This window comes from Streptomyces sp. NPDC056503, assembly GCF_042794995.1.
Classification (GTDB): Bacteria; Actinomycetota; Actinomycetes; order Streptomycetales; family Streptomycetaceae; genus Streptomyces.
In genome coordinates, this window is record NZ_JBHTST010000151.1 from 1 (window position 1) to 20,221 (window position 20,221).

Here is a 20,221-nt window from a genome sequence, read left to right on the forward strand (position 1 = left end):
AGCACCCCAGACCGTTCGTCTGGACGAAGACCGCCGACGAGATCCTCGACAAAGTCGCCGCCTACTGCCGACGAATCTCTGACTCAGGTCACTAGGTTCCGTCCGGCGGATCATGGCGGCATAGGCTCCAGGCCATGCACGGCACCCTGACTGAGCACGCCAGATGTCTCTACGGAGACGAGTACCGACCCACGCCGGAGTGCGGGCTCGAACATGGAGAGCACTACTTCGTCGAGGAGCTGACGTTCGCCGACGCGGATTCGATCCTCGCCATGCTGCGTGAACTCTGCCCGCACCTGGTGGACGGCCACCTGCCGGTCTGGATCCGGAATCTGGCCTATCGGCTGGTGCTCTTGCAGCAGCCGGACGAACCGGCACTGCTGCGAGAGGCAGCTGAAAATCTGTGGATGCACGGCCCGGACTGGGATCACATTGCAGAGGACCTCAAGAAGCGGGCCGATGCTCTGGAAGCCGACTGATCACGGCCTGAGCCAGAGGCGGATCGATGCAACGGTGACGGTGCCATGGAAGACGTAGGCGCGCTTGTCATACCGCGTTGCCGCAGCCCGGGAGTGCTTGAGCCGGTTGATCGTGCGCTCGACCTCGTTCCTGCGCTTGTACATCTCCTTGTCGAAGCCGGCGGGCCGACCTCCTCGGCTGCCGCGGCGCCGACGGTTGGCCTGCTGATCCTTCGGCTCCGGGATGGTGTGTTTGATCTGGCGCCTGTGCAGGTTGCGGCGGGAGCTGTACGCCTTATCGCCGCCCAGGTGGCCGGGGCGGGTGCGGGGATGGCCACCGCCGGGGCGCTTGACCCTGATGCGTTCCAGGACGGGTATCAGCTGCGGGCTGTCGCCCCACTGACCGGGCGTGACCAGGAAGGCCAACGGCCGACGGCCACCTTCCCCGGCAAGGTGGATCTTGGAGGTCAGGCCGCCACGGGAGCGGCCGAGCCCTTCGTCGGGGCGGTGCTGCCTGGGTGTTGATCTCCGTTTCGGGATCCGGGGTGTTCTGTGCGGTGCACCGGCAGCGTGCTGGTGGGCCCGACACGAGGTGGAGTCCACGCTCACCATGCTCCAGTCGATGCGCTCTTGAGCGTCGGCCTCAGCCTGGACGGCCCGGAGATCCGTTCCCAGGTGCCGTTCGCCGACCACCGGCGGTAGCGCTCGTACACGGTCTTCCAGCTTCCTAACCGCTCTGGCAGATCCCGCCATGGGACACCCGTACAGACCCGGAACAGGATTCCGTTGATAACCATGCGGTGATCACTCCAACGTCCACCCCGGCGCCCGGTCGGACCCTGACCCCGGATTTTGGACACCGGAGACACTTGGAGCTTGACGGTCCAGGAGAACGGAGTCCCCGTGGGGATGAAGCACTACCCCGCCGAGTTCAAGGCGGACGCGGTCGCGTTGTATCGGTCGAGGCCAGGAACGATGATCAAGTTCGTCGCCAGCGATCTCGGAGTGAACACCGAGACGCTGCGCAACTGGATTCGGGCCGCCGGCGGACGTCGTTCCGGCGCCCACTCCTTGGCGCCGGCCGTCGTCCCGGCCGGTGGTGACGCCGTCGAGGCGGAGCTGGCCGCTGCCCGGAAGAGAATCCGTGAGCTGGAGGAAGAACGCGACATCCTTCGCAAGGCGGCCCGGTATTTCGCGACGGAGACGCGCTGGTGAACCGCTGCCAGTTCGTTGAGGATCACCAGCGCCGTCACGGCGTGAAGCGGCTCTGCGACATCCTCGGCCTGTCCCGCTCGAGCTTCTACTCCTGGCGCCGCACCGCTGCCGCACGAGCGGCCCGGCAAGCCGTCGAGGCCGAGCTCGCCGCCCGGACAGGCAAGATTCACCAGGACTCCGACGGCACATACGGAGCCCCCAGAATCACCGCGGAACTCCGCGACGAGGGCGGCCCGGTGGTCAACCACAAGCGCGTCGCGAGGATCATGCGGAGCATCGGGCTCGAGGGGTCCGCCTGCGCCGCCGGCACCGCACCACGCTCGCCAACACGGCCACGGCGAAGGCACCGGACCTGATCGGACGTGACTTCACCGCTGCCGCGGTGAACACGAAGTACGTCGGCGACATCACATACCTGCCGGTCAACGGCGCGAAGCCTCTCTACCTGGCCACCGTCATCGACCTCGCCTCACACCGACTGGCCGGGTGGGCGATCGCCGATCACATGCGAGCCGAGCTCGTCATCGACGCCCTGGCGGCCGCCGAGCAGACCCGCGGCAGTCTCGAGGTAGCGATCATGCACACGGACCACGGGTCGCAGTCCAACAGCAACTACCCTGGCCCAAGCCGCATAGACGTGTTCAAAATCCGGGGTCAAGGCCCCTTGAATGAGTGATGTCGGGCTGGACGGCTGGCCTTGGTTCCTGCTGAGACCTGAGTCAGATGTGGGCTCTGATCTGCTTCACCGGGTGCCCGAGTGTGTCGCCGATAGCGACCAGGTCCTCGTCGCCGAACCAGTCACGTTCGGGGTTCCAGATTGCGATCTCGAAGCGGGCGAAGCCGCACGGCCAGTCGTAGTCCAACACATCCAGCGACGTGTCGGTGCCGCAGCAGGGCACTTCCACGACCAGGGTGGCGAAGCCGTCCTCACAGTGGCTTTCCAGCAGGTCGGCATACCACTCGGTGTCGATCGAGGCGCCGCAGTGCGGACAGCCGATCCGTTCCAGGTTGTCGCCGCAGTCGACGGGGGTGAGGGTGTCGTGCCAGGTGACGTCGATCTCGACCTCCACGCCATCGGGCAGGCCGGGAGCCAGGTCCGCGGCGAGCGCGGCAGTCCGCTCGGCCGCCGCCCGGTCGGGCTGCCACTGGGGATCGGTTGGAATGATCGACAGGACGTCGTCGCTCACGGGCTCACTCAATTCGTCGGGCACAGGAGTTCGGCAGGGTGCCGCGATCGTAGGGCCACGTAGCAGGCTGGCCGTTCCCTGGGTTCGTTACTCATGGATGGCAAGGCCAGTGCCGGCGAGGCAGCCGTCGACTATGTCCGGTCGGTACTGGATCTGAAGGATCTGCTGGGCCAGATCCGGGAGCTGTCGATCGAAGAACGCGACTACTCCGGTAAGGCCAGACGCCACGGAGTGAACATCCAGGCCGTCACCGACCCGGTGGGCGAGCTCATCTGGTACTCACCCGCACTGCCCGGCCGCACGGTCGGCATCACCGCCGCCCGCACCCATCACATCGTGACCATCTGTGAGCGACTGCGGATCCCTGTCCTCGCCGACAAGGCCTACGCCGGAGCCGGCGGCACGTTCCAGGTGCCGTTCAAACGCCACCTCGGGCGCCCCCTCACCATCAGACAGGCAGCCGTCAACCGCGCGCACGCCCGGCTCCGCTTCCCCGTCGAGCGCGCCTTCGCCCGCCTGAAAGCCTGGCAGATCTTCCGCAAAGCCCGGGTCAGCCCCAACCGGCTCACGTCAATCACCAAGGCCGTCCTCACCCTCGAGAGGCCACGCTGAAGATCCTTACTGGACCGGCATGCCGCCGTGGGGGCTGTTGACCACCATGGGCAACGACCCTTCAACGAGGTAAGGGTGCTCGGGGAAGCAGTCGATGTGGAGGTGACCGCCGTCCTCGGCAGTGGCCATGGCATGCAGGTTGTCTGCGAGGATTTCCCTGGCCTTGTGATCACCGCTGATTACAAGGACCTGCCGCGAGGCGTCAAGTGCGATCCGAACCCCGGGGCCGGAAGTCATCCTGACTTCGATCCCTGCCAAGGTGTCGCCGTCCAGCGGTGACGTGGAACCGATGAAGCCGTCGCCCCCGGCCACCGCGCTCGCCAGACTGGCCAGCTCTTCCGCAGAAGCAGTGAGATCCACTTCGCCGAATACGGGATCAGGAACCAGTCGCACAGGCGGTACTCCTTCAAAGTCGGGCCTCCATAATGCCGCTGGAGATCGTCCGCCCTGCTCTCACCCTCGCAAGACGATCTGACGCGACTGGGGACATTGGAGCCACTCGTCTAGTGATAGGCGTCGCGAGTTTTTCACTGTGAGGCGTCGCCTGTTTTCGCTGGTGTGGTGCCTGGGTGGTGGGGGGTTTTGGGGGTGTCGTTCGGCTGGTGGAAGAGGGTGTCGTTTCCCGGGTAGGGCGGATGACGCTTGTGTGGTGTACGAGGTGTTCCCGTTGTTCAGGACGTGCCTTGTGGGTTTGGTGCGCTTGTCCTGGTCCTTGGCCTGTTGGCGTTCCACATGGTGGTCTTGGTCCTCGGATGCGTTCTGGTGATGGCCGGCCTCCCCACCGGGACGGCTTCCCGGTCAGCCGGTCCGGTGGGGAGGGCTCGCGCAGCGCGCCGACGGCCTGCTCGCTCACGAGCCCCTCACAGTGCCGGCCGCCCCACCCTGCCCTGCTCCGTTTATGCCTGTGCCGGGGATTCGTGGAGGATGGGCCAGAGTTCGACGGGTTCGGTGTCGGCGATGGGCAGGTCCGCGGCGATCGCCTGGGCCCGCTGAAGGCTGTCGCAGTCGAGGAGGCAGAAGCTGGCGATGTGTTCCTTAACCTCCAGGTACGGGCCTTCGGCGACCACCGGAACACCCTCCCTGCGGCGTACGAGCTGGGCGGCGGCCGCGTCCGCGAGCCCGTAGGCACCGAGCAGCTCACCGCTCTGCCGGTACTTGGTGTTGAAGGCTTTCTGGCGGGCGATCGCCTCGGGCCATGCCTCGGCCGGGATGGCGTCCCACTTGGCCTGGCTGCCGTAGATCATCGCGACGTACTTCATCCCGGGTGTCCTCCCCATGCCGCGCGCCCTGCCGGCGCGCTGTCACCCCTTGGTCGGAGCCAACAGCAGACCCTCGACACCCGGCGACAACTTTCCCCGGAATCTTTTTCACCACCACCGAACAGCCGGATCACGGGGGAGAGGCCTGACCGGGTGAGGACCGCATCACGCCGTCGGTTCGGTACCGTCCCGCCGGCCCCGGCACTATCCCCGCACTGTCCCGGTGGGGCCGGGCGCAGCCCGTGCCGATATGGAGTGCGCGGGCGAGGCCTGGCGCGCCCAAGGCCGCGTCTTCGGGGGCAGTACTGCCGGGCCGCTCCCCACCACCCGTCGTCAGTATGGGAACCGGCTCCCGTATCGCTCTGGTCTTTCATCGGTTACGGAGGCGGTGATACACGTCCCTGGCCGTGCCCTGCACGACCCGCCGTCCCGGCGAGCTCCTTTCCCTTGGCCTCTGGTGTTTCCTGCAACCTCCCCGCCAGAAGGCAGGAAGGTGGGGTTACTGCCATGTGGTGCTGAACAGGGCGTATTCGAGGAGGTCGGGTGAGGCGTCGGACGGCCAGGCGTTTGTTGCCGCCATCTGGCGGGCTGCTGCGTGCATGAAGGAGAGGTAGACCGCGTAGCGGTGGGGCGACCAGTTCCCGTTTCCCCAGACCCAGCGGGCTATCGACCCGTCGGGATCGTGCCCGGTCTCCCGGCCGACGGCCTGGGCCAAAGCCCGCAGACGCCGGGCCACAACACGGTCCAGGATGAGCGGCGGAGGACCAACCGCCGGCGGCACCGCCTTGCCGGCGAAGTACAGAAACTTGGTGTAAAAGGACGGACCGAACCAGGCAACACGGCCCCGAAGACGCGCATAGGCCGCTACGGCGCCTTGCTCACCCAACGCGATGACCGCATCAGCCAGCACCGCCTCCAGACCCTCGACGGCAAGGATCTTCCGCAAGACGGCAGGCCCGCTGCCACCAGGAGAACCCCGCTTCCCCTTCCCCCACACATAACTCGCGACCAACGCCTCCCTGTACGCCTCACGCCGCAGCGCGCCCGCGACGATCAACGCCACCTGCGCCCGGCTGACATCCGCATCACCGACCTCGGTCACCGAAGCCAGCCCCAAGGGCCAAGGAGCGATCCGCGCCCAACGACTGGGCCTGTACCGCACCACGTGCACGCCCGGCGTCCCATCGGCCAGCCGCACAGCGTTCCCATCCCACCAGCGACCCAGCACCTCCAGCGCCACATCGGGCAGCAGACACACAGCCATCTCCCGATCCACCGCATCCGCCCGATCCTGCCTGCCCACAACCCACCCCCACGCATCCTCTGCCCCGCCCCGCCTTCCTGCACTTGCAGGAGTACCACGCTGCGCCGCGTGCCCTGCCAGCAACCTGTGAGGCGGCCAGAGCCGGACCCGCCGATCGCCCGCCTCTGCCGCTATCCCCGCCGAGCCTTACGCCTCAGCCTCGGCGTCGAGGACGGCCTGCCACCGCTTAAGCGCCGCGAGCGTGCCACGGACCTCGGCATGATCCCGGTTTCCGTACACGCGGGCCTCGTCCTCAACAAGCTCCCGCAGCGCCGCCACCGCGCCCGCCGAGTCGCCGGCCCGCCCGGTATAGACCGCCCACTGGTATCGGGTCATCAGGGTGTGGGGGTGGTCGGGTCCGAGGATGCGGAGGCGGTCGGTGAGGAGTTCGGTGTAGGCGGCCACGGCCCCGGCCGGGTTACCGGCTTGTCCACGCCACCCTGCGAGGTTGTTGCGGGTGGTGAGGGTGTTGGGGTGATCGGGTCCGAGAACGCGGAGATAGTCGGTGAGGAGTTCGGCGAACGTGTCTGCGGCACCGGCCGGGTCACCTGCTTGGCCGCGCCAGTGGGCAAGGTTGCTGCGGGTGATGAGGGTGTTGAGGTGGTCGGGTCCCAGGACGCGGAGGTAGTCGGTGAGCAGTTCGATGCAGGCGGCTGCAGCTTCGGCCGGGTTGCCGGCTTGGCTGTGCCAGTGGGCAAGGCTGTGTCGGGTGATGAGGGTGTCGGGGTGGTCGGGTCCCAGGATGCGGAGTTGGTCGGTGAGGAGTTTGGCGAGCGCGGCTGCGGCTTCGGCCGGGTTGCCGGCTTCGCCGCGCCATCGGGCGAGGTTGCCGCGGGTGGCCAGGGTGTGGGGGTGATCGGGTCCGAGGACGCGGAGGCGGTCGGTGAGGAGTTCGGCGAGCGCGGCTGCGGCGCCGACGGGGTTGCCGGCTTCGCCGCGCCATCGGGCGAGGTTGTGTCGGGTGGCGAGGGTGTCGGGGTGGTCGGCTCCGAGGATGCGGAGGCGGTCGGTGAGGAGTTCGGCGTAGGCGGCTGCGGCTTCGACCGGGTTGCTGGCTTCGCCGCGCCATCGGGCAAGGTTGCCTCGGCTGGTGAGGGTGTCGGGGTGGTCGGCTCCGAGGACACGCAGTTGGTCGGTGAGGAGCTCGGCGAGCGCGGCTGCGGCTTCGGCCGGGTTGCCGGCTTCGCCGCGCCAGTGGGCGAGGTTGTGTCGGGTGGTGAGGGTGTCGGGGTGGTCGGCTCCGAGGATGCGGAGGTGGTCGGTGAGGAGTTCGGCGAGCCCGTCCGCGGCTCCGGCCGGGTCGCCGGCTTCGCCACGACACCGAGCGAGGTTGCCACGGGTGATGAGGGTGTCGGGGTGATCGGGCCCGAGGACGCGAAGATGGTCGGTGAGGAGTTCGGCGAAGGCGTCCGCTGCTCCGGCGGCGTCGCCAGTTTCCCCCTGCCAGCCTGCGAGGTTGTTGCGGGTGGCGAGGGTGTCGGGGTGGTCGGGTCCAAGAAGCCGGTGTGCGGTGGTGTGAAGGTGTTGGTAGTGGTCGCGGGCTGCGATGACTTGTCCGGCTTCGCCGAGGGTGTTGCCCGTGTGGAAGAGGACAAGGTGCAGACCGCGGTCGGCGAGGTCCCGCAGGACGGCGTGGGTGGCCAGGGCGGTGGTGGCGGCTCGGTAGTGCCCGCTGGCTGTGACCTCGTGCTCGGGCCAGGTTTCCAGGAGTGAGTCGGCTGCGACGGCTGCGATCCGATCAGTCTCCTCCGGGGTGTGTGTTTCGCGGAGTGTGCGCTGGAGGAGTTGGTGGGTTCGCAGGGTGTGGTCGGGGGTGATGTCGGTCAAGTGGAGCCGGTGCAGGACCCGTAGCGCCCGTTTCACGTCCCGTTCGGCCACCGGTCTGCCGGGAGACGGTGCCCCGGCGTCCCGTGTCCGCTGGAGATGCTGCTGGAGTGCTGTTGCCGCGGTGATGCCGTCAGGTGTGTCGTTGGGGTCAAGGAGCGCGAGGAGGTGGAGGAGGGGTCGTGCGAGTGCGGGGGGTGTGAGGGTGTTGGCATAGTCGATGGACAGGGTCCAGGCGGCGGTGACGGTGTGGGCCTGCCGGTCCGGGAGACCTTCGATCCCGGGGAGGGCTTCGTCCAGCGGCACCTGACTCAGTTCGGTGCGGTATTCGTCGAGGGTGAGGGTGTTCTCGCGGATGTAGCTGGCGGCCTGGGCGAGCGCGAGGGGGAGGTGTCCGAAGTCGTCGGCGAGCTGTCGCAGTTCAGCGTCGCTCGGGTCGATGCCGGTGCCGGTCAGGCGCTGGTGGAGGTAGTGGGTGGCTTCGGCGGGGGTGAAGAGGCCGACGCCGATCTGGCGGCGTCCTTCGGTGAGTGCGGTGTCGCGGTTGCGGGTGGTGATGAGGGTGCGGCCGGTGGGGGTGGCCGGTGGCCACAGGTCGCGCAGGACGCCGGCGTCGGTGACGTCGTCGAGGACGACGAGCCAGCGCGTGCGGGTGCTCTGGAGCCAGCTGAGGAATCCCTGGGCCGCCTGGTCGGCGTTCTCGCCGACGGCGACGGGAATGCCGGCTCGGCTGAGTTCCTGGCCGGCTTGGGCGTAGGCGGCGGTGATGGAGGCGCTGTCGGTGGCGGTGGTCCAGAGCAGCAGGTCGACGGCCGCGACGGCGTCCGTCGTGGAAGCGGGCAGGCTGTCGGCGGGGACGGGTAGTCCGCTGGCGTGCCGGACCTGGTGGACGTGGTGGACGGCGAGCTGGGTCTTGCCCACACCGCCGAGTCCGGTGACGACGGCCGCCGCATCAGGAGCGGTGATGGTGCCGGGTGTGTCGGCCCGGACGGTGGCGTCGCCGTAGGCCAGCGCCGTGGCGAGCCGGTCGACGGCGTCGCGGTGCTGGTAGGCGGTGGCGAGTTCGGGGACGGTGCCGAACTGCCGCGGCCATCCCACCCCGCTACCTTCGCCAGCGGGGGCGGTGACGTCGTCGGCGGTGTGCCGGGTGCCGGGGAACCCGTGTCCGGCCAGCACCGCGGCGAACCCCGGGTCGTCGAGGAGCGGATGGACGGGTTCGGCGACGAGGCGCCGCTCTCCCATCCCGGTGCCGTACTCCACGGCGACGCCGACGAGGTGGTCGTGGGTGAAGACGGCGGCGCCGGAGGCACCGGCCCAGGGCCGGTCCTCCTGCCGTGCGGCGGCGGGCCAGATGCTGCAGTCGAGGACCCAGCGCCGGCCGGCGGTGGTCAGGGGGGCGAGCTCGCCGCGGAGGTTCTCGTACTGGACGGCACCGCCCGGGCTGGTGGAGAACGCCGGAATCCCGATCCCGGAATACGCCAGCGGAGCATCACCCCGAGGCCGGCCCCACCGCACCGCCGCAGCCAGACCCGCACCAGCATTTTTATCCAGAAGCAGCAGCGCGACGTCCGCCACCCCCGGACTGTCGGGGTCGGTGTCGGCGGCCGGCCAGATGACCATCGCGGTGCGCTCGTGGACTCCGGTGTCGGTGCGGGGGTGGCCGATCCAGACGCTCGCACCGGCCGCCCGGACACCCTTGTCGTGGACGACGTGGAGGGCGGTCAGCACGAGCCGGGACCCGATGAGATACCCCGACCCCGACCCGCCCACCGGCTCGTCGGGCCTGATGTAGGCCGTCCTGCACGCGTCCACCGCCGCCCCCGTACCTGCTACCCGCTACGTCTGGCGTGTCTTCCGGCTCGGCCGGTGTGTCAGGCGTCGCCGCCGGGCGCGGCGTCGGCCCCCGGCTGCCCGCCGGGCACATGGCTCCGGCGGATGCGAGGGGGCTGCCCGCCGAGCGCCTCGTCACGGACGTTCAGCGTCAGAGTCAGCGTCTGCCGCTGGATGACCCCGCCCCCGCCCCCGGCCTCCACACCACCCTTGGTGCCGAACGCGCCGACCTCGACGTTCACCTTGCCGCCGGCGTCCTTGCTGAACTCCACCTCCAGACACAGCTCGGCCTGCTCGACCTCGAACGTGAACTGCTCGTTCGGGCCGGCGTCCGCGGCCTTGTACAGCTCGCTGCGAAGCTCCGCCAGCGCCTCGGACAACGTCACCCTCGCCACGACTTCCCCCTCCACCGCCGCATGCACGCCGGCGTACATGATCGGCCTGGAGTGCAGTTTCCCCGACGACACCTCACCTGCGCAGGGGAACCGTGAAACCCCAGACCACCCCACCGCAACCGTTCCGCCTTCGTAAGGGGACCGGGGGAAGAACGTCTGCAAGATACCCGCCATTTTCGGACCACCCCCTCGCGGTCGAGGGGATGGACTTGATCGCGTCCGAGCAGAGATTGCCGGGGGTCTCTGCTGTCTGTCGGCGGGGGAGGGGGGTGGTTTGTCTGTTTCGGTGAAAGTTGCTTGGAAGGGGACTGGTGTCGGGTAGAACTGCTGGTCAGGAAGACTGCTCTCCGCGCGTGCGGGGACGGCCCCGGTGGAGCTGGACATCACGACCCGGTGAACTCCCTTTACGCTGTCGTCGCATCCGGCAGGCTGGCCCGATGCGCATCAAGACCACCGGTCTCCTCGCCACCGCCACGCTCGCCCTCGTGCTCACCGCGTGCGGCACCAGCGACACCCCGCCCGTCACCCCGGCCGACAAGGCCGGCGCCGGGGCCGCGACCGCCGCACCCACCACGCTCAGCCCCGCCGCGAAGGCCGCCGCCCGCGAAGCCGCCGGCCTCCCGCCCGAGCCCGACGCCGCCACGGCTGCCACGTTCATCGCCGCCCTCGACGCCATCGACAAGGACATCGTCCACGGCAAGCAGGAGAAGGCGATCAGCCGCGGCCTGGACACCTGCTCCACCTACAAGCGGTACCCGGACGACACGGACAAGCAGATCGACCAGACCAACAGGCGCTGGTCCAGCCCCGCTCACCCGGACGGCCACGGTCTCGCCACCGCGAAGCAGATCCGGGCCATCGCGCACAAGCACCTCTGTCCCACCTTCTGACCCGACCCCGTACAGACCTGAACGTCCGCATGGCGCCGCGGACGGGCCTTCGCATTCCCGGAGGTGACCAGGACACGGAAGCCCCACCCCGCCGGCGAGGAGGACGAGCAGCAGATACGGGCCCTCCACGCGCAGAGCCTCGGCCGGAACGAGATCGCCCGCCGGACGCAGCGCTCTGGCCGCTGCTCCCCGCACCCGCGGGGATGACCCCAGCTTCACCGCCAACGCAACAATGGCTCCTCCCTGCTCCCCGCTCTCGCCTCGGGCAACGCAGTCCGATCGCCTGCGAGACAGCGTCCAGAGCAACATCAACTACGCTGACACCAGCCGTATACCCGTGTCCAGAATTCTGGGTCAAGGCCCCTCACGGCCGACCCCTCTGAGATGGCCTCTCAGGGGGCTGTGTCCCGCCGGCACCACTCAAGGTTTTCTCGGACGGCGTCGAGCAGGTCGTGGTCGACATCCAGTGCGCGCTGGGCATCCGCGAGGAGCGACTCCCACGCGGTTCTCGCGCCGTTGAGGTCTCCTTCCGTGGACAGGAGATACGCGAGACTGTGCCGGCACGCCAGCGTGACGGCGTCGTCCGCCCCCAAAAGGCGTGACGCGTCCACCAGCGCCGCCGCGAGGACCGCTCGGGCCTCGGAGAACTCGCCCGCCTCGGTGAGAGACGCTCCCCACCGTTCTCGTTGGCCCAGGGCCTCGAGGTGATCCGGGCCGTGGAACCGCTCCCAGTCCTCCGCCAGCTGTTTGTGCAAGGACGCGGCGAGGGCCGGGTACCCTGCCCTCCTCTGCCAGTTCGCCAGACCCGCCCGTGCTCCGAGCGTGTTCTCATGGCCCGGCCCGAAGGCGCGAGCGGAGTCCGACACGATCCGCGACCACAGGGCCACCGCACCGGCGTGGTCGCCGGCCTCGCCGGTCATGAGGGCGAGAGTGCTGCGATCGGCCAAGGTGTCGGGATGGACGGCCCCGAGTGCCCGCGTCCGTGCCGCGACCGACTCGGCAGCGACGTCGCGTGCCTGTGCGGCCTCCCGGGCCTCGATCAGCCAGGAAAGCAGTACGTCCCGGGTGCCGAGGGTATTTTCGTGGTCGCCACCCAGCACGTGGACCATGTCGTCCACCAGCAGGGCCAGGTCGGACACCGCGCCCCGCACGTCTCCGGTGCGCCTGCGCAGATCGGTGAGGAAGAAGCGAGTCTCGAGGGTGTCCGGGTGGTCGGGGGACAGCGTCCGTGACTGGACCTCCTGTACCTGGATGAAGGTTTCCAGAGCCTCTTGTTCCTGATCCATGGCGGCCAAAGAGTAGGCCAGCAGCTCCAGCGGTTCGATGAGGTCCGGATGGCCTGCGCCATGGGCGCGAAGGAGTCCGTCGACAGCCTCCCTCGCGAGAGGGAGGGCCGCCGCGAAGTCGCCTGTGGCTGCCCGCCGCGCCCCTTGGAGAAACTTCACACTCAGGACGTCCGGGTGGTCAGGCCCCATGTGCCGGGACATCTCAGCCAGGAGGTCGGCCAACCGGGCGGCCGCACCAGGAGTGTCCTGGGACCCCTCCATGAGAGCCAGCACACTCCAGACCGCCTGGGTCTCCTCGTGCTCCGGACCGAGGACGCGCGCCAGGTCCGCCGCCACTTCTCGGGCCTCCTCCGCGACCGCCGCCACGGGTTCTCCCGCCTCCCACCGCCAGATGGTGATCCACTCTCTCGTCAGCAGAGACTCGCGATGATCTGCGCCCAGCACGCGCAGCTGCACCGCGAGAAGCCCACGCGCTGTCTCCAGCGCGGAAAGCAGGTCCCCTGCTTCACCGAGCCAGCGGGCGCCACACGCCCAGAGCCTGCGCGTCATCGCGTGGCCGCTGCCGAGAATCCGGATCGAGTCCTCCCGGATGTCGGCATACGCCTCGGCGGCTGCTCGCGCGTCGCCGGAACTTCCCTGGAGTTCAGCCAGCTGGGAGCGTACGCCGAGGGTGTCCGGATGCTCCCCACCCAGGACCTCGTTCATCTCCTCCAGGAGTTCAGCGGCGGCGTTCCGCGCCGCTGCCGCGTCCTCCTCCACCTGCCAGCGGACCATGACGGCGCGCATGCGGAGCATGGTGAGCCGGTCGGCGGTCTGCCGCCGGCTCATGTCGTCGAACAGCTCGCGAAGAAGGCGATACGCCTCTACGGCATCGCCTGCCTGACCGATCGCGTCGGCCATGCCGTAGCGAGCCTGATCCGCGTACGGGTGTTCGTGTCCGAGGGTGGTGGCGATCTCGGCGACCAGGGGCTTCCAGGCCGCGACCGCGCCGGGCAGGTCGCCGGCTGCCTCCAGCCAGTGCGGCAGGAGACAGCGGAACAGCAGGGTGGTGACATGACCCGGTCCCATGACCCGAGCCGAGTCCTCGACCAGTGTCCGGAGCTTCCGGTCGCCTTCGCCGGTGTCTCCCAGCGCCCAGCGAAGGGTGAGGATGTGACAGCGTGTGTTCAGGACGGTGGGATCGTCCGGACCCCGTATCCCCAGCTGATGCTCCAGGAGGTCCTCGAACTCACCGAGGGCGCGCAGGACGTCGCCCGTGGCCCCGCTCAGGAGCGCCGAAAGCCCCATGGCGAAGAGAGTGACCTCGTGATCGCACCCGAGCGTCTCGACGAGTTCTGGGAGGAGTTCCCTCAGCGCCCGGGCCGGCAGCGTCGGGCCCTCCACCTGCGCACGCCGCTGCAGGAGGCTCACCTCGGAGCGCAGCGTGTCCGGATGGTGCGCGCCCAGTACCCTGCGCCGGTCGCCGGCCAGGGCGGCGGCCTCCTCCGCAGCACTCACTTCCTCTCCGCTCGCGACCCGCCATTTGACCAGGTATCCGCGCAGTTCGAGCGTCGTGGGGTGATCGGCGCCCAGCAGGCGCTCGCCGGAGTCCACCAGCTGGGCGAATTGTTCCTCGGCTTCTACGAAGCGGCCGCTCTCCCCGAGACTGTCGGCGGCCTTTTGCAGTACGGGATGGGCGTCCGGGCGCCACAGCGCCTCGTCGGCGAGGCGCGCCAGGGCATCGGCATTCGAGCGCAGTGACTGGGTCAGGTCGGTGTCTCGCTCGATCTCGGGCCAGACGGCGCTCAGTGCGTCCGCGGCCCGGCGGGTCGATCGGTCACGGGACGCGGCGGAGAGACCGTCACGGACGCTGCGCTGGATGAGCTGGTGCACCCGTACCGCCTGGTGAGGGACCTCCGGATTGTGCTCGACCAGGCTCAGGCGGTGCAGGACGCGGAGTGCGGCCACGGCGTCGTCGGCCGTGACGGTATGACTCGCTTCGCCGTGGGAGGCCAGGTGCTCGAGCACGGGCTCCGCGGTCACCACGACGCCGGGTATTCCCTCGGGGGCCATGAAGGACAGAAGTCCCAGCAGGGGGCGGGCCAGCCCTGCGGGACGCATGCTGTCCGCCCGGTCCAGGGAGACCGCCCAGGCCGCGGTCGCGGTCGCGACCTGGTCGTCGGGCAGGTCCTGATGTTCCGGCAGTACGTCGGCCAGCACCTTGGACCGGTCGGAGAGCAGCCGCCGATAGCCTGCGTAGCTGACGCCGCTGTTGACCAGGTAGGCGGCGGCCTGGGAAAGAGCGAGGGGAAGGTGGCCGAGGTCGGCGGCGAGCTTTCCGAGGTCCGCTCGGTCCTCGTGCCTGCCGCCCGCACCTATGGTTTCAGTGAGGTACGCGACGGCTTCCTCTGGTGAGAACTGTCCGACAGTGAGCACCCTGCTCGACGGTCCGACCAGGGCAGCGTCACGCCGACGGGTGGTGACGAGGGTGCGACCGACCGGGCTGGGCGGCGGCCACAGGCCGCGCAGATGGGCCGGCTCGGCGACGTCGTCGAGTACGACCAGCCAGCGAAGCCGCACGGGACGGTCTGGTGCCGCCCCCGAGGCACCCCTCTCCCTCTGGCCGGGTGCTGCACCGTTTCCCTCGGCGGGCCCGGGTTCGAGCCACGCCAGGAACCGTGCGGCGGCGTCGGGATCGCCCGGATCGGTGCCAAGGACGTCGCGCGCGGCCCGGGCGTAGGCGTCGACCACCGCCTGTCGGCTGGCGGCCGACACCCACACCAGAAGATCGATCCTGCCCTCCGCCCAGGCCCGGCCGACATGGTCGGCCGCCAACTGGGTCTTTCCGGTGCCGCCCATTCCGGTCACGACGTGACAGCGCACCGACGGTCCTGGCTCCGCCATCGCCCGGTCCAGCTCGTCGGCGAGATCTCGGTGCTGGAAGCCACCGACCCGCCACGGAACCGTGCCCACGCGGTGGGGCCACCGCACGACGGCCGGCCCGGCCTGGTGGAGGTGGTACATGACCTGGTCGGCGTACTGGACGGTGAGCGGACCGGGGAAAGGAGAAGGGCTGGTGAGCGCCGGTCCGGTCAGCCCCGGGACGGATCCGGCGGACCAGGGTGCCCGAGGTGGATGCCTCCCTGGACCACGTTCGCGACCACCGAGCCGCCTTCGGCGTGATTGCTGAGGTGTTGTGCGGCCACGCCTCCCGCGGAAGCGGAAGCGGAAACGCCAGAGCCGACGTCGTTCCGTTCGCCGAGGATGCTTCGCAGCTCCGTCGCCGCGATCGGGCGCTCCTCCTCGTCCAGACTCTCCAGCAGCGCTTCGATCCGGGACTGCCAGCTCGCCTCGGAGCGGATCTGCTCCCGCTCCACCGCTCCGTCGTCACCACTGGTCAGGAGGGCGGCCGTCCGGTCGAGTCGCTCCAGTTCCACGGTCTCGCGCTCGGCGTCGCCGCGGCCCAGCCATCGCGCCAGACGCCCCCGAAACCCCGTCCACGCGTCGGTCCCGGCGGCCTGGACCACGCCGGCCCCGCACGCCGCGGCCAAGGCCGTCAGAGACTCAGCCAGCACGTTCCCCCCCCATAGGATCGGCACATCAGCGGGGGATCCCTTCCCCGCCGAGCAGCGAACAAACGGTCGAGAAACGCAGGCTGTGAGGGATCACGAGGGCACGCGCCCAGCCCCGAGCCGCCGAAGCGAGGACCTGGCCCGCGTCCGCTGCCGGCCGTTCCCGCTTGCGCGGGGGTGGACCCTTCAGTGCGTCGGCTTCATGGTCGACGACGGTGGATCACCAACGAGCGTGGCGTTCGGCTGCAGCGTGCCACCAGCCGGGCGGAGAGGGGGCTGCGGGCCGGGCGGTCGGCTGGTCGGGGTGCAGTCCATGGCGTCGCAGGGCGTCGGCGTTGATGTGGACGTCGAACCAGCCGCGCCACCGGCCGTCGGCATCGACACCACAGGCCAGATCCCAACGGACCTCGGTCTGGCCGAAGGGCATCCAGTCGATGCCCCGATTACGCAGTCAAGCGCGGACGGCTGCCATGGGCCGGAGGCAGCCCGGCAGGTTCTCGTAGGCGGTGACAATAATCCAGTCGGCGCTCGGCGTGGTCATGGGGTCCATCATGCCCGGCGCCGGTCAGGCAGGAGAGCCGACGGCCCTATGAGTGGACTACGAGTACACCTGCCACCAGCGGTCCGCCTCAGCGCGAGCGACTTCGGCGTCGTACTGATTCGCGTCGAAGTGGAGCTCCGGCGGCGGGTAGGCGTCGGGAGCGAGCGGGGACCATCGCGGCACCTCCCAGTCCGACCACTGAACGATCTCGCCGAACCGCTGTACCACCACGGTCAGGAAGCCGCAGCATCCCCCTGTGCACTCGGGTTCCCCCAGCTCCAGGCGGCGCGGTCCGACGGTCGCGCGCAACGGGCTGGGCAGCCCTGCCGGCAGCATTCGGGCCGCGTACGGTCCGCGACCACCTACGTCGACCGCTTCCTGAACTACGTCCGCACCATTGACCCAGAATCGCAGCGTGGCATCGAACCGGGGTCCCGGCGGCAGCGCCTTGATCTCCAGATAGTCGAACATCAGACCACTGCACGGGGCGCGCTCGGTCCCGACCCTGACGTCCCCGACCGGCTCCCGCCCGACCGCTGGGCGAAGGCCGCCGCCAGCCTTGCCGCCGCGGGGGAGTGGACCGCCGCTCCCGACCGTTCCGCTCCCGCGCCGTGCTTCGGCCGGCGTCCGCGCGGGGACGGTCCCGCGGACCCCGGCACCGGCCCCACCGCGCCCGGACCGCGCCGGTAGGGCCGGTGTCAGCCCGTGCCGATATGGCGTGCGCGGATGAGGCCCGGCGCCCAGGAGGTCCACCCTCCGGAGGGCAGTAGCGCAGGGCCGTCCAAGCCCCTTGACGGCCCTTTGTCCCGACCCCGGGGCCTTGGAACGTGAGGCGAGGGACCGGGAAGCGTGCAGACCCCCGTACAGGGCCTCTCCTTCGTGCCGGCTCGCCGTCCCACCCGTAGAAAGAGCCCTTCTGCGACCATCGACGCCGCCCGGCGCGGCGCCGTCCAGGGCGCGTTCATCCGGCCGATCCGGAAGTCCGCCGGCGCCCAGGTCCGCTACCTCGTCAAGCAGCACGGCGGCACCCGCGCCGTTGCGACCCTCCTCGGTGTCTCCCAGCGCACCGTCGAGCGCTACGTCCGCGACCAGATCAAGCGGCCCCCGCCGACCTCGCCGAGAAGATGACCGCCGAGGTCCGCCGCCGCTAGCAGCCGCAGGTGCGCGCCCGCGCCCGCAAGGCCGCCCCCACCACCGAGGGCCTGATGATCGACGTCCGGGCCCGCTTCGGGTTCACCGCCGCACCGGGCAGCACCGACGACGCCCGCATGCGCCACCTCACCCTCGCCCTCCCGCCCCACCACGCCGCCCGCCTCCTCGACGCCCAGGCCGCCGGCGCCACCGACCACGAGCTCCAGCAGGCCACCGCCGACGTACTCGGCCAGGTCTACTTCCGCGACGGCGGACAACGCGCCCAGGGCCTGGACGTCGAGCTGACCGACATCGAGCGCATCGCCTTCGAGCTGTAGCGGCCCTACCGCGGCGCCCTGTGCTCTGTCGGTCGGCTCGCGGAACAGACGCCTGCCGGGCCGACCTGGCCGGCACCGAGTCGATGCGGCCTCGGCGGCCGGCCAGGCCCGCGCCGACGTCGACCTCGCCCGCCTCGCCAAGGCCGGCCGCATCCTGGCGAGGGACGCCCGTCCCGGTCGCGCGTAGGGCTGAGCCCGTGCCGAGCCTCATTACCCTCAGGAACGCAGGGCGCTGGGTATGGGGACGTGCTTACCTCTGAGCGGTGGCCCTGCCAGGTACACGACAGCGTTCTGGTGTCTCAGCGGGCGTCCCGAAAATTTATGGTCCGGAGGATGCCCGGAGCTGCTCGTGCCCTCGTGGAGGGAGTGCGGCGGTTCTGAGGTTGATCCCGGGGAGTGGACACCGGGTTTCATGCGGCGAGTGACAGCGTACGTGATGTGATCAGTTGCTGTTCGAACTCGGCTGGTGTGAGGTAGCCGAGGGCGGAGTACCGACGCCGCCGGTTGTAGTACGAGAGCCAGCGGAACACCTCAAGCCGTGTCTGCGCCTTCGAGGTCCAGCGTCGCCCGTGAAGCAGTTCTCGTCTAAGGCCCTGGAAGAACGACTTGGCGAGGGCGTTGTCGTAGCTCGAGCCGATCCGGCCCATGCTGCGGCGGATGCCGTGCCGGCGGCAGACCTCGGCGAAGGCCGTCGCGTTGTACTGCGCGCCCCTGTCCGTGTGAAACACGACGCCGTCCACCCGGCCGCCGCGGGCTGCCACGGCCATCTCGATCGCGTCGGTGACCAGCGAGGTGCGCATGTGATCGGCGATCGACCAGCCCACCACCCTCCGCGAGCAGATGTCGATCACCGTGGCGAGGTAGAGCCAGCTCGCGCCGACGGCTATGTAGGTGATGTCGCCGCACCACCTGGTGTTCAACGTGTCCGCGGTGAAGTCGCGCATCACCAGGTCCGGCACGGGCGGCGCAGCCTTGTCCGCGATCGTCGTCCGCTTCTTCCGCCGCAGGTGTCGGCCCACGATGTGGTTGACCCGCATCAGCCGGGTCACGCGCTTGCGGTTGATCCGCCGTCCCCTCGCCCGCAGCTCGGCATGGACGCGCGGGGCACCATAGGCGCCATCGTGCTCGGCGTGGATGGTTCGGATCTCGGCCACGGTCCGCTTCTCCTCGGCCTGGTGCTCGGCGCGGGCCTGCCCGGTGGCCAGATGGCGGTAGTAGCCGGCGCGGGACGCTCCGAGCACCCGGCAGATCCGCTTGACGCCGAAGTCGGCGCGGCTGTCGGAGATGAAGTCCCAGCGGCGAGGGCTCACTTCACCTCCCGAGCGAAATACGCGGCTGCCCGGCGCAGGATCTCGCGCTCGAGGTGCCACTCTTTCTCGGCCTTCAACAGCCGGGCGTTCTCCGCCCGAAGCCGGGCCAGCTCATCCGCCTCGCCGCCCGTGTCACGGTGGCCGGGCACGGCCTGGGCCTCGTCTTTGCGCACCCACGTCCGCAGCGACTCCGCGGTGATGCCGAGATCCGCGGCCACGGCCGCGTAGGTCCTCTTCCCGGCAGCGGCACGGTAGAGCGCGACCGCGTCCTTCCTGAACTCCTCCGGATACGGAGACCTACGTCCCACCTGGACATCCCTCCCTGGACCATCAAGATCCATTGCCAGGGTGTCCACTCCAAAGGATCAGCCTCAGGTGCCGGCCTGACCCTGTCGGGGTGATCGTCAGAAGTAACCGAAGAAGCGATTCCACCAGCTGGGCCGCTGAACGTGCGAGGGCAGTCGGCTCGGCCCGTCGTAGTTGCTCTCCAGCAGTTCCTCAGGAACAACCACATAGCCGAGCTCGGCCAGTGCCCGGTCAACTCTGGCAAGGTCCGAACCGTCCAGTTCACCCTCGGCCTGGGCCTCATCAGTTCCGAGGAAGGCGCCCGGATTGTCTGCGCAAACCAGAGCAAGTTGGCCGAACTTGCTCACACAGACGACGATCCGGGTCCCGCACGCAGTCACCTCCCCAGGCACGGTGACGCGTCCGTACTCGCTGGAGTCCTGGGTGTCCGGCTCAACCGTGCAGCAAGTTGCGAAGTCGTCTTCAAGCCGGGCCACCAAGGTGCCGAAGCTGGCTGCGGTCCCGCCACGGTCGTAGCCCTGCGGCCACTCCAGCCACCCCGGGTCATCAAGCTCGCGCAACAACGCCAGCAGATCCGCTTCGCTCTCGGTCATGCACGCATCCTGGCGCACCAGCTCGAGGCACCACCACGCCCCCCGTTCCCCGACATCGCCCATTCAAGTTCAGTACTGAACTTGAATGAGTGGACCTTTTTCATCCAGTGCCGGGAGGGTGAAATGGCCTGGTGGACGGGGGTGTGACAGAGCAGGGCCCCTGGTCGTTGGCGTGGTGATCTCACTCATCAC

18 protein-coding genes and 2 pseudogenes are annotated in these 20,221 nt (G+C 69.4%); 8 read left to right on the top strand and 12 right to left on the bottom strand.

The annotated features are described in order from the left end of the window. Window positions 1-134: 134 nt before the first annotated feature. Complete coding sequence (locus ACFQ8C_RS31600; protein WP_383464218.1) at window positions 135-479, top strand: hypothetical protein; 345 nt, start codon at window positions 135-137, stop codon at window positions 477-479. Here ACFQ8C_RS31600 and ACFQ8C_RS31605 read toward each other — a convergent pair. Then, a protein-coding gene (locus ACFQ8C_RS31605) for an IS5 family transposase (protein ID WP_383464220.1) occupies window positions 480-1,327 on the bottom strand; the annotation gives its coding sequence in 2 pieces (ribosomal slippage) (window positions 480-1,123 and window positions 1,123-1,327; 849 coding nt in all). 7 nt (window positions 1,328-1,334) lie between these two features. Here ACFQ8C_RS31605 and ACFQ8C_RS31610 point away from each other — a divergent pair. From ACFQ8C_RS31610 to ACFQ8C_RS31620, 3 genes are read left to right on the top strand one after another with little or no spacing between them, the layout of a single operon-like run. Beyond that, the gene (locus ACFQ8C_RS31610; protein WP_383464223.1) at window positions 1,335-1,673 is read left to right on the top strand and encodes a transposase; all 339 of its coding nucleotides are present in this window, start codon (window positions 1,335-1,337) and stop codon (window positions 1,671-1,673) included. Then, window positions 1,670-2,029 (top strand): IS3 family transposase, encoded by a 360-nt coding sequence (locus ACFQ8C_RS31615; RefSeq protein WP_383464226.1) that lies wholly within the window; start codon window positions 1,670-1,672, stop codon window positions 2,027-2,029. The genes ACFQ8C_RS31610 and ACFQ8C_RS31615 overlap by 4 nt, the downstream gene beginning before the upstream one ends. Before the next feature lie 26 nt (window positions 2,030-2,055). Beyond that, window positions 2,056-2,349 carry a DDE-type integrase/transposase/recombinase gene (locus tag ACFQ8C_RS31620; protein ID WP_383464229.1) on the top strand — a complete coding sequence of 98 codons (294 nt, stop codon included), beginning with the start codon at window positions 2,056-2,058 and terminating at the stop codon, window positions 2,347-2,349. Window positions 2,350-2,392: 43 nt separating this feature from the next. Here ACFQ8C_RS31620 and ACFQ8C_RS31625 read toward each other — a convergent pair whose 3' ends face one another. Then, on the bottom strand, window positions 2,393-2,860 hold the full coding sequence (locus ACFQ8C_RS31625; RefSeq protein ID WP_383464232.1) for a hypothetical protein: 468 nt from the start codon (window positions 2,858-2,860) through the stop codon (window positions 2,393-2,395). A 201-nt stretch (window positions 2,861-3,061) separates the two neighbouring features. On the opposite strand from ACFQ8C_RS31625, the pseudogene ACFQ8C_RS31630 reads away from it, so the two are divergent. After that, window positions 3,062-3,472: pseudogene (locus ACFQ8C_RS31630) on the top strand (transposase family protein); the annotation flags it as partial. A gap of 6 nt (window positions 3,473-3,478) precedes the next feature. Here ACFQ8C_RS31630 and ACFQ8C_RS31635 read toward each other — a convergent pair. The 5 genes from ACFQ8C_RS31635 to ACFQ8C_RS31655 form a co-directional block, all read right to left on the bottom strand. Continuing rightward, window positions 3,479-3,865, bottom strand: a complete 387-nt coding sequence (locus tag ACFQ8C_RS31635; RefSeq protein ID WP_383464235.1) for a hypothetical protein — start codon at window positions 3,863-3,865, stop codon at window positions 3,479-3,481. A 503-nt stretch (window positions 3,866-4,368) separates the two neighbouring features. Beyond that, window positions 4,369-4,731, bottom strand: coding sequence for a YciI family protein (locus ACFQ8C_RS31640; RefSeq protein WP_383464237.1), 363 nt, complete (start codon window positions 4,729-4,731; stop codon window positions 4,369-4,371). 499 nt (window positions 4,732-5,230) lie between these two features. Further along, on the bottom strand, window positions 5,231-5,995 hold the full coding sequence (locus ACFQ8C_RS31645) for a hypothetical protein (RefSeq protein ID WP_383464240.1): 765 nt from the start codon (window positions 5,993-5,995) through the stop codon (window positions 5,231-5,233). Between the two features lie 186 nt (window positions 5,996-6,181). Continuing rightward, a complete protein-coding gene (locus ACFQ8C_RS31650) occupies window positions 6,182-9,670 on the bottom strand; it encodes a tetratricopeptide repeat protein (RefSeq protein ID WP_383464243.1) in 3,489 nt (1,162 codons plus the stop codon). Between the two features lie 59 nt (window positions 9,671-9,729). Next, window positions 9,730-10,083, bottom strand: coding sequence for a trypco2 family protein (locus ACFQ8C_RS31655; RefSeq protein WP_383464247.1), 354 nt, complete (start codon window positions 10,081-10,083; stop codon window positions 9,730-9,732). 437 nt (window positions 10,084-10,520) lie between these two features. Here ACFQ8C_RS31655 and ACFQ8C_RS31660 point away from each other — a divergent pair, with 437 nt between their 5' ends. Together ACFQ8C_RS31660 and ACFQ8C_RS31665 are read left to right on the top strand one after the other, a co-directional pair. After that, window positions 10,521-10,973, top strand: coding sequence for a hypothetical protein (locus tag ACFQ8C_RS31660; protein WP_383464250.1), 453 nt, complete (start codon window positions 10,521-10,523; stop codon window positions 10,971-10,973). Window positions 10,974-11,036: 63 nt separating this feature from the next. Continuing rightward, entirely contained in the window at window positions 11,037-11,180 is a 144-nt protein-coding gene (locus tag ACFQ8C_RS31665; RefSeq protein WP_383464253.1) for a hypothetical protein, read from the top strand. Window positions 11,181-11,365: 185 nt separating this feature from the next. On the opposite strand, the gene ACFQ8C_RS31670 is transcribed toward ACFQ8C_RS31665, so the two are convergent. From ACFQ8C_RS31670 to ACFQ8C_RS31680, 3 genes are all read right to left on the bottom strand, one after another. Further along, a complete protein-coding gene (locus ACFQ8C_RS31670; RefSeq protein WP_383464255.1) occupies window positions 11,366-15,211 on the bottom strand; it encodes a tetratricopeptide repeat protein in 3,846 nt (1,281 codons plus the stop codon). 119 nt (window positions 15,212-15,330) lie between these two features. Continuing rightward, the gene (locus ACFQ8C_RS31675) at window positions 15,331-15,813 is read right to left on the bottom strand and encodes a hypothetical protein (RefSeq protein ID WP_383464258.1); all 483 of its coding nucleotides are present in this window, start codon (window positions 15,811-15,813) and stop codon (window positions 15,331-15,333) included. A 595-nt stretch (window positions 15,814-16,408) separates the two neighbouring features. Continuing rightward, on the bottom strand, window positions 16,409-16,822 hold the full coding sequence (locus ACFQ8C_RS31680; RefSeq protein WP_383464261.1) for a hypothetical protein: 414 nt from the start codon (window positions 16,820-16,822) through the stop codon (window positions 16,409-16,411). Window positions 16,823-17,275: 453 nt separating this feature from the next. Between ACFQ8C_RS31680 and tpg the strand changes: the two are divergent. Beyond that, window positions 17,276-17,820 (top strand): annotated as a pseudogene (gene tpg, locus ACFQ8C_RS31685) (telomere-protecting terminal protein Tpg). Between the two features lie 410 nt (window positions 17,821-18,230). On the opposite strand, the gene ACFQ8C_RS31690 reads toward tpg, so the two are convergent. Both ACFQ8C_RS31690 and ACFQ8C_RS31695 read right to left on the bottom strand, forming a co-directional pair. Further along, window positions 18,231-19,438 (bottom strand): IS3 family transposase gene (locus tag ACFQ8C_RS31690; RefSeq protein WP_383464264.1). Its coding sequence is split into 2 segments (ribosomal slippage): window positions 18,231-19,192 and window positions 19,192-19,438, totalling 1,209 coding nucleotides; the frame shifts between segments, so codons are not numbered across the junction. Between the two features lie 96 nt (window positions 19,439-19,534). After that, on the bottom strand, window positions 19,535-20,029 hold the full coding sequence (locus tag ACFQ8C_RS31695; RefSeq protein WP_383464267.1) for a hypothetical protein: 495 nt from the start codon (window positions 20,027-20,029) through the stop codon (window positions 19,535-19,537). Between the last annotated feature and the right edge of the window lie 192 nt (window positions 20,030-20,221).

What these genes read in the sequence shown, in the direction of transcription:
- ACFQ8C_RS31600 (WP_383464218.1), top strand. Translation starts at nt 135, where the DNA reads ATGCACGGCACCCTGACTGAGCACGCCAGATGTCTCTACGGAGACGAG.
- ACFQ8C_RS31640 (WP_383464237.1), bottom strand. Translation starts at nt 4,731, where the DNA reads ATGAAGTACGTCGCGATGATCTACGGCAGCCAGGCCAAGTGGGACGCC.
- ACFQ8C_RS31645 (WP_383464240.1), bottom strand. Translation starts at nt 5,995, where the DNA reads ATGGCTGTGTGTCTGCTGCCCGATGTGGCGCTGGAGGTGCTGGGTCGC.
- ACFQ8C_RS31660 (WP_383464250.1), top strand. Translation starts at nt 10,521, where the DNA reads ATGCGCATCAAGACCACCGGTCTCCTCGCCACCGCCACGCTCGCCCTC.
- ACFQ8C_RS31680 (WP_383464261.1), bottom strand. Translation starts at nt 16,822, where the DNA reads ATGTTCGACTATCTGGAGATCAAGGCGCTGCCGCCGGGACCCCGGTTC.
- ACFQ8C_RS31695 (WP_383464267.1), bottom strand. Translation starts at nt 20,029, where the DNA reads ATGACCGAGAGCGAAGCGGATCTGCTGGCGTTGTTGCGCGAGCTTGAT.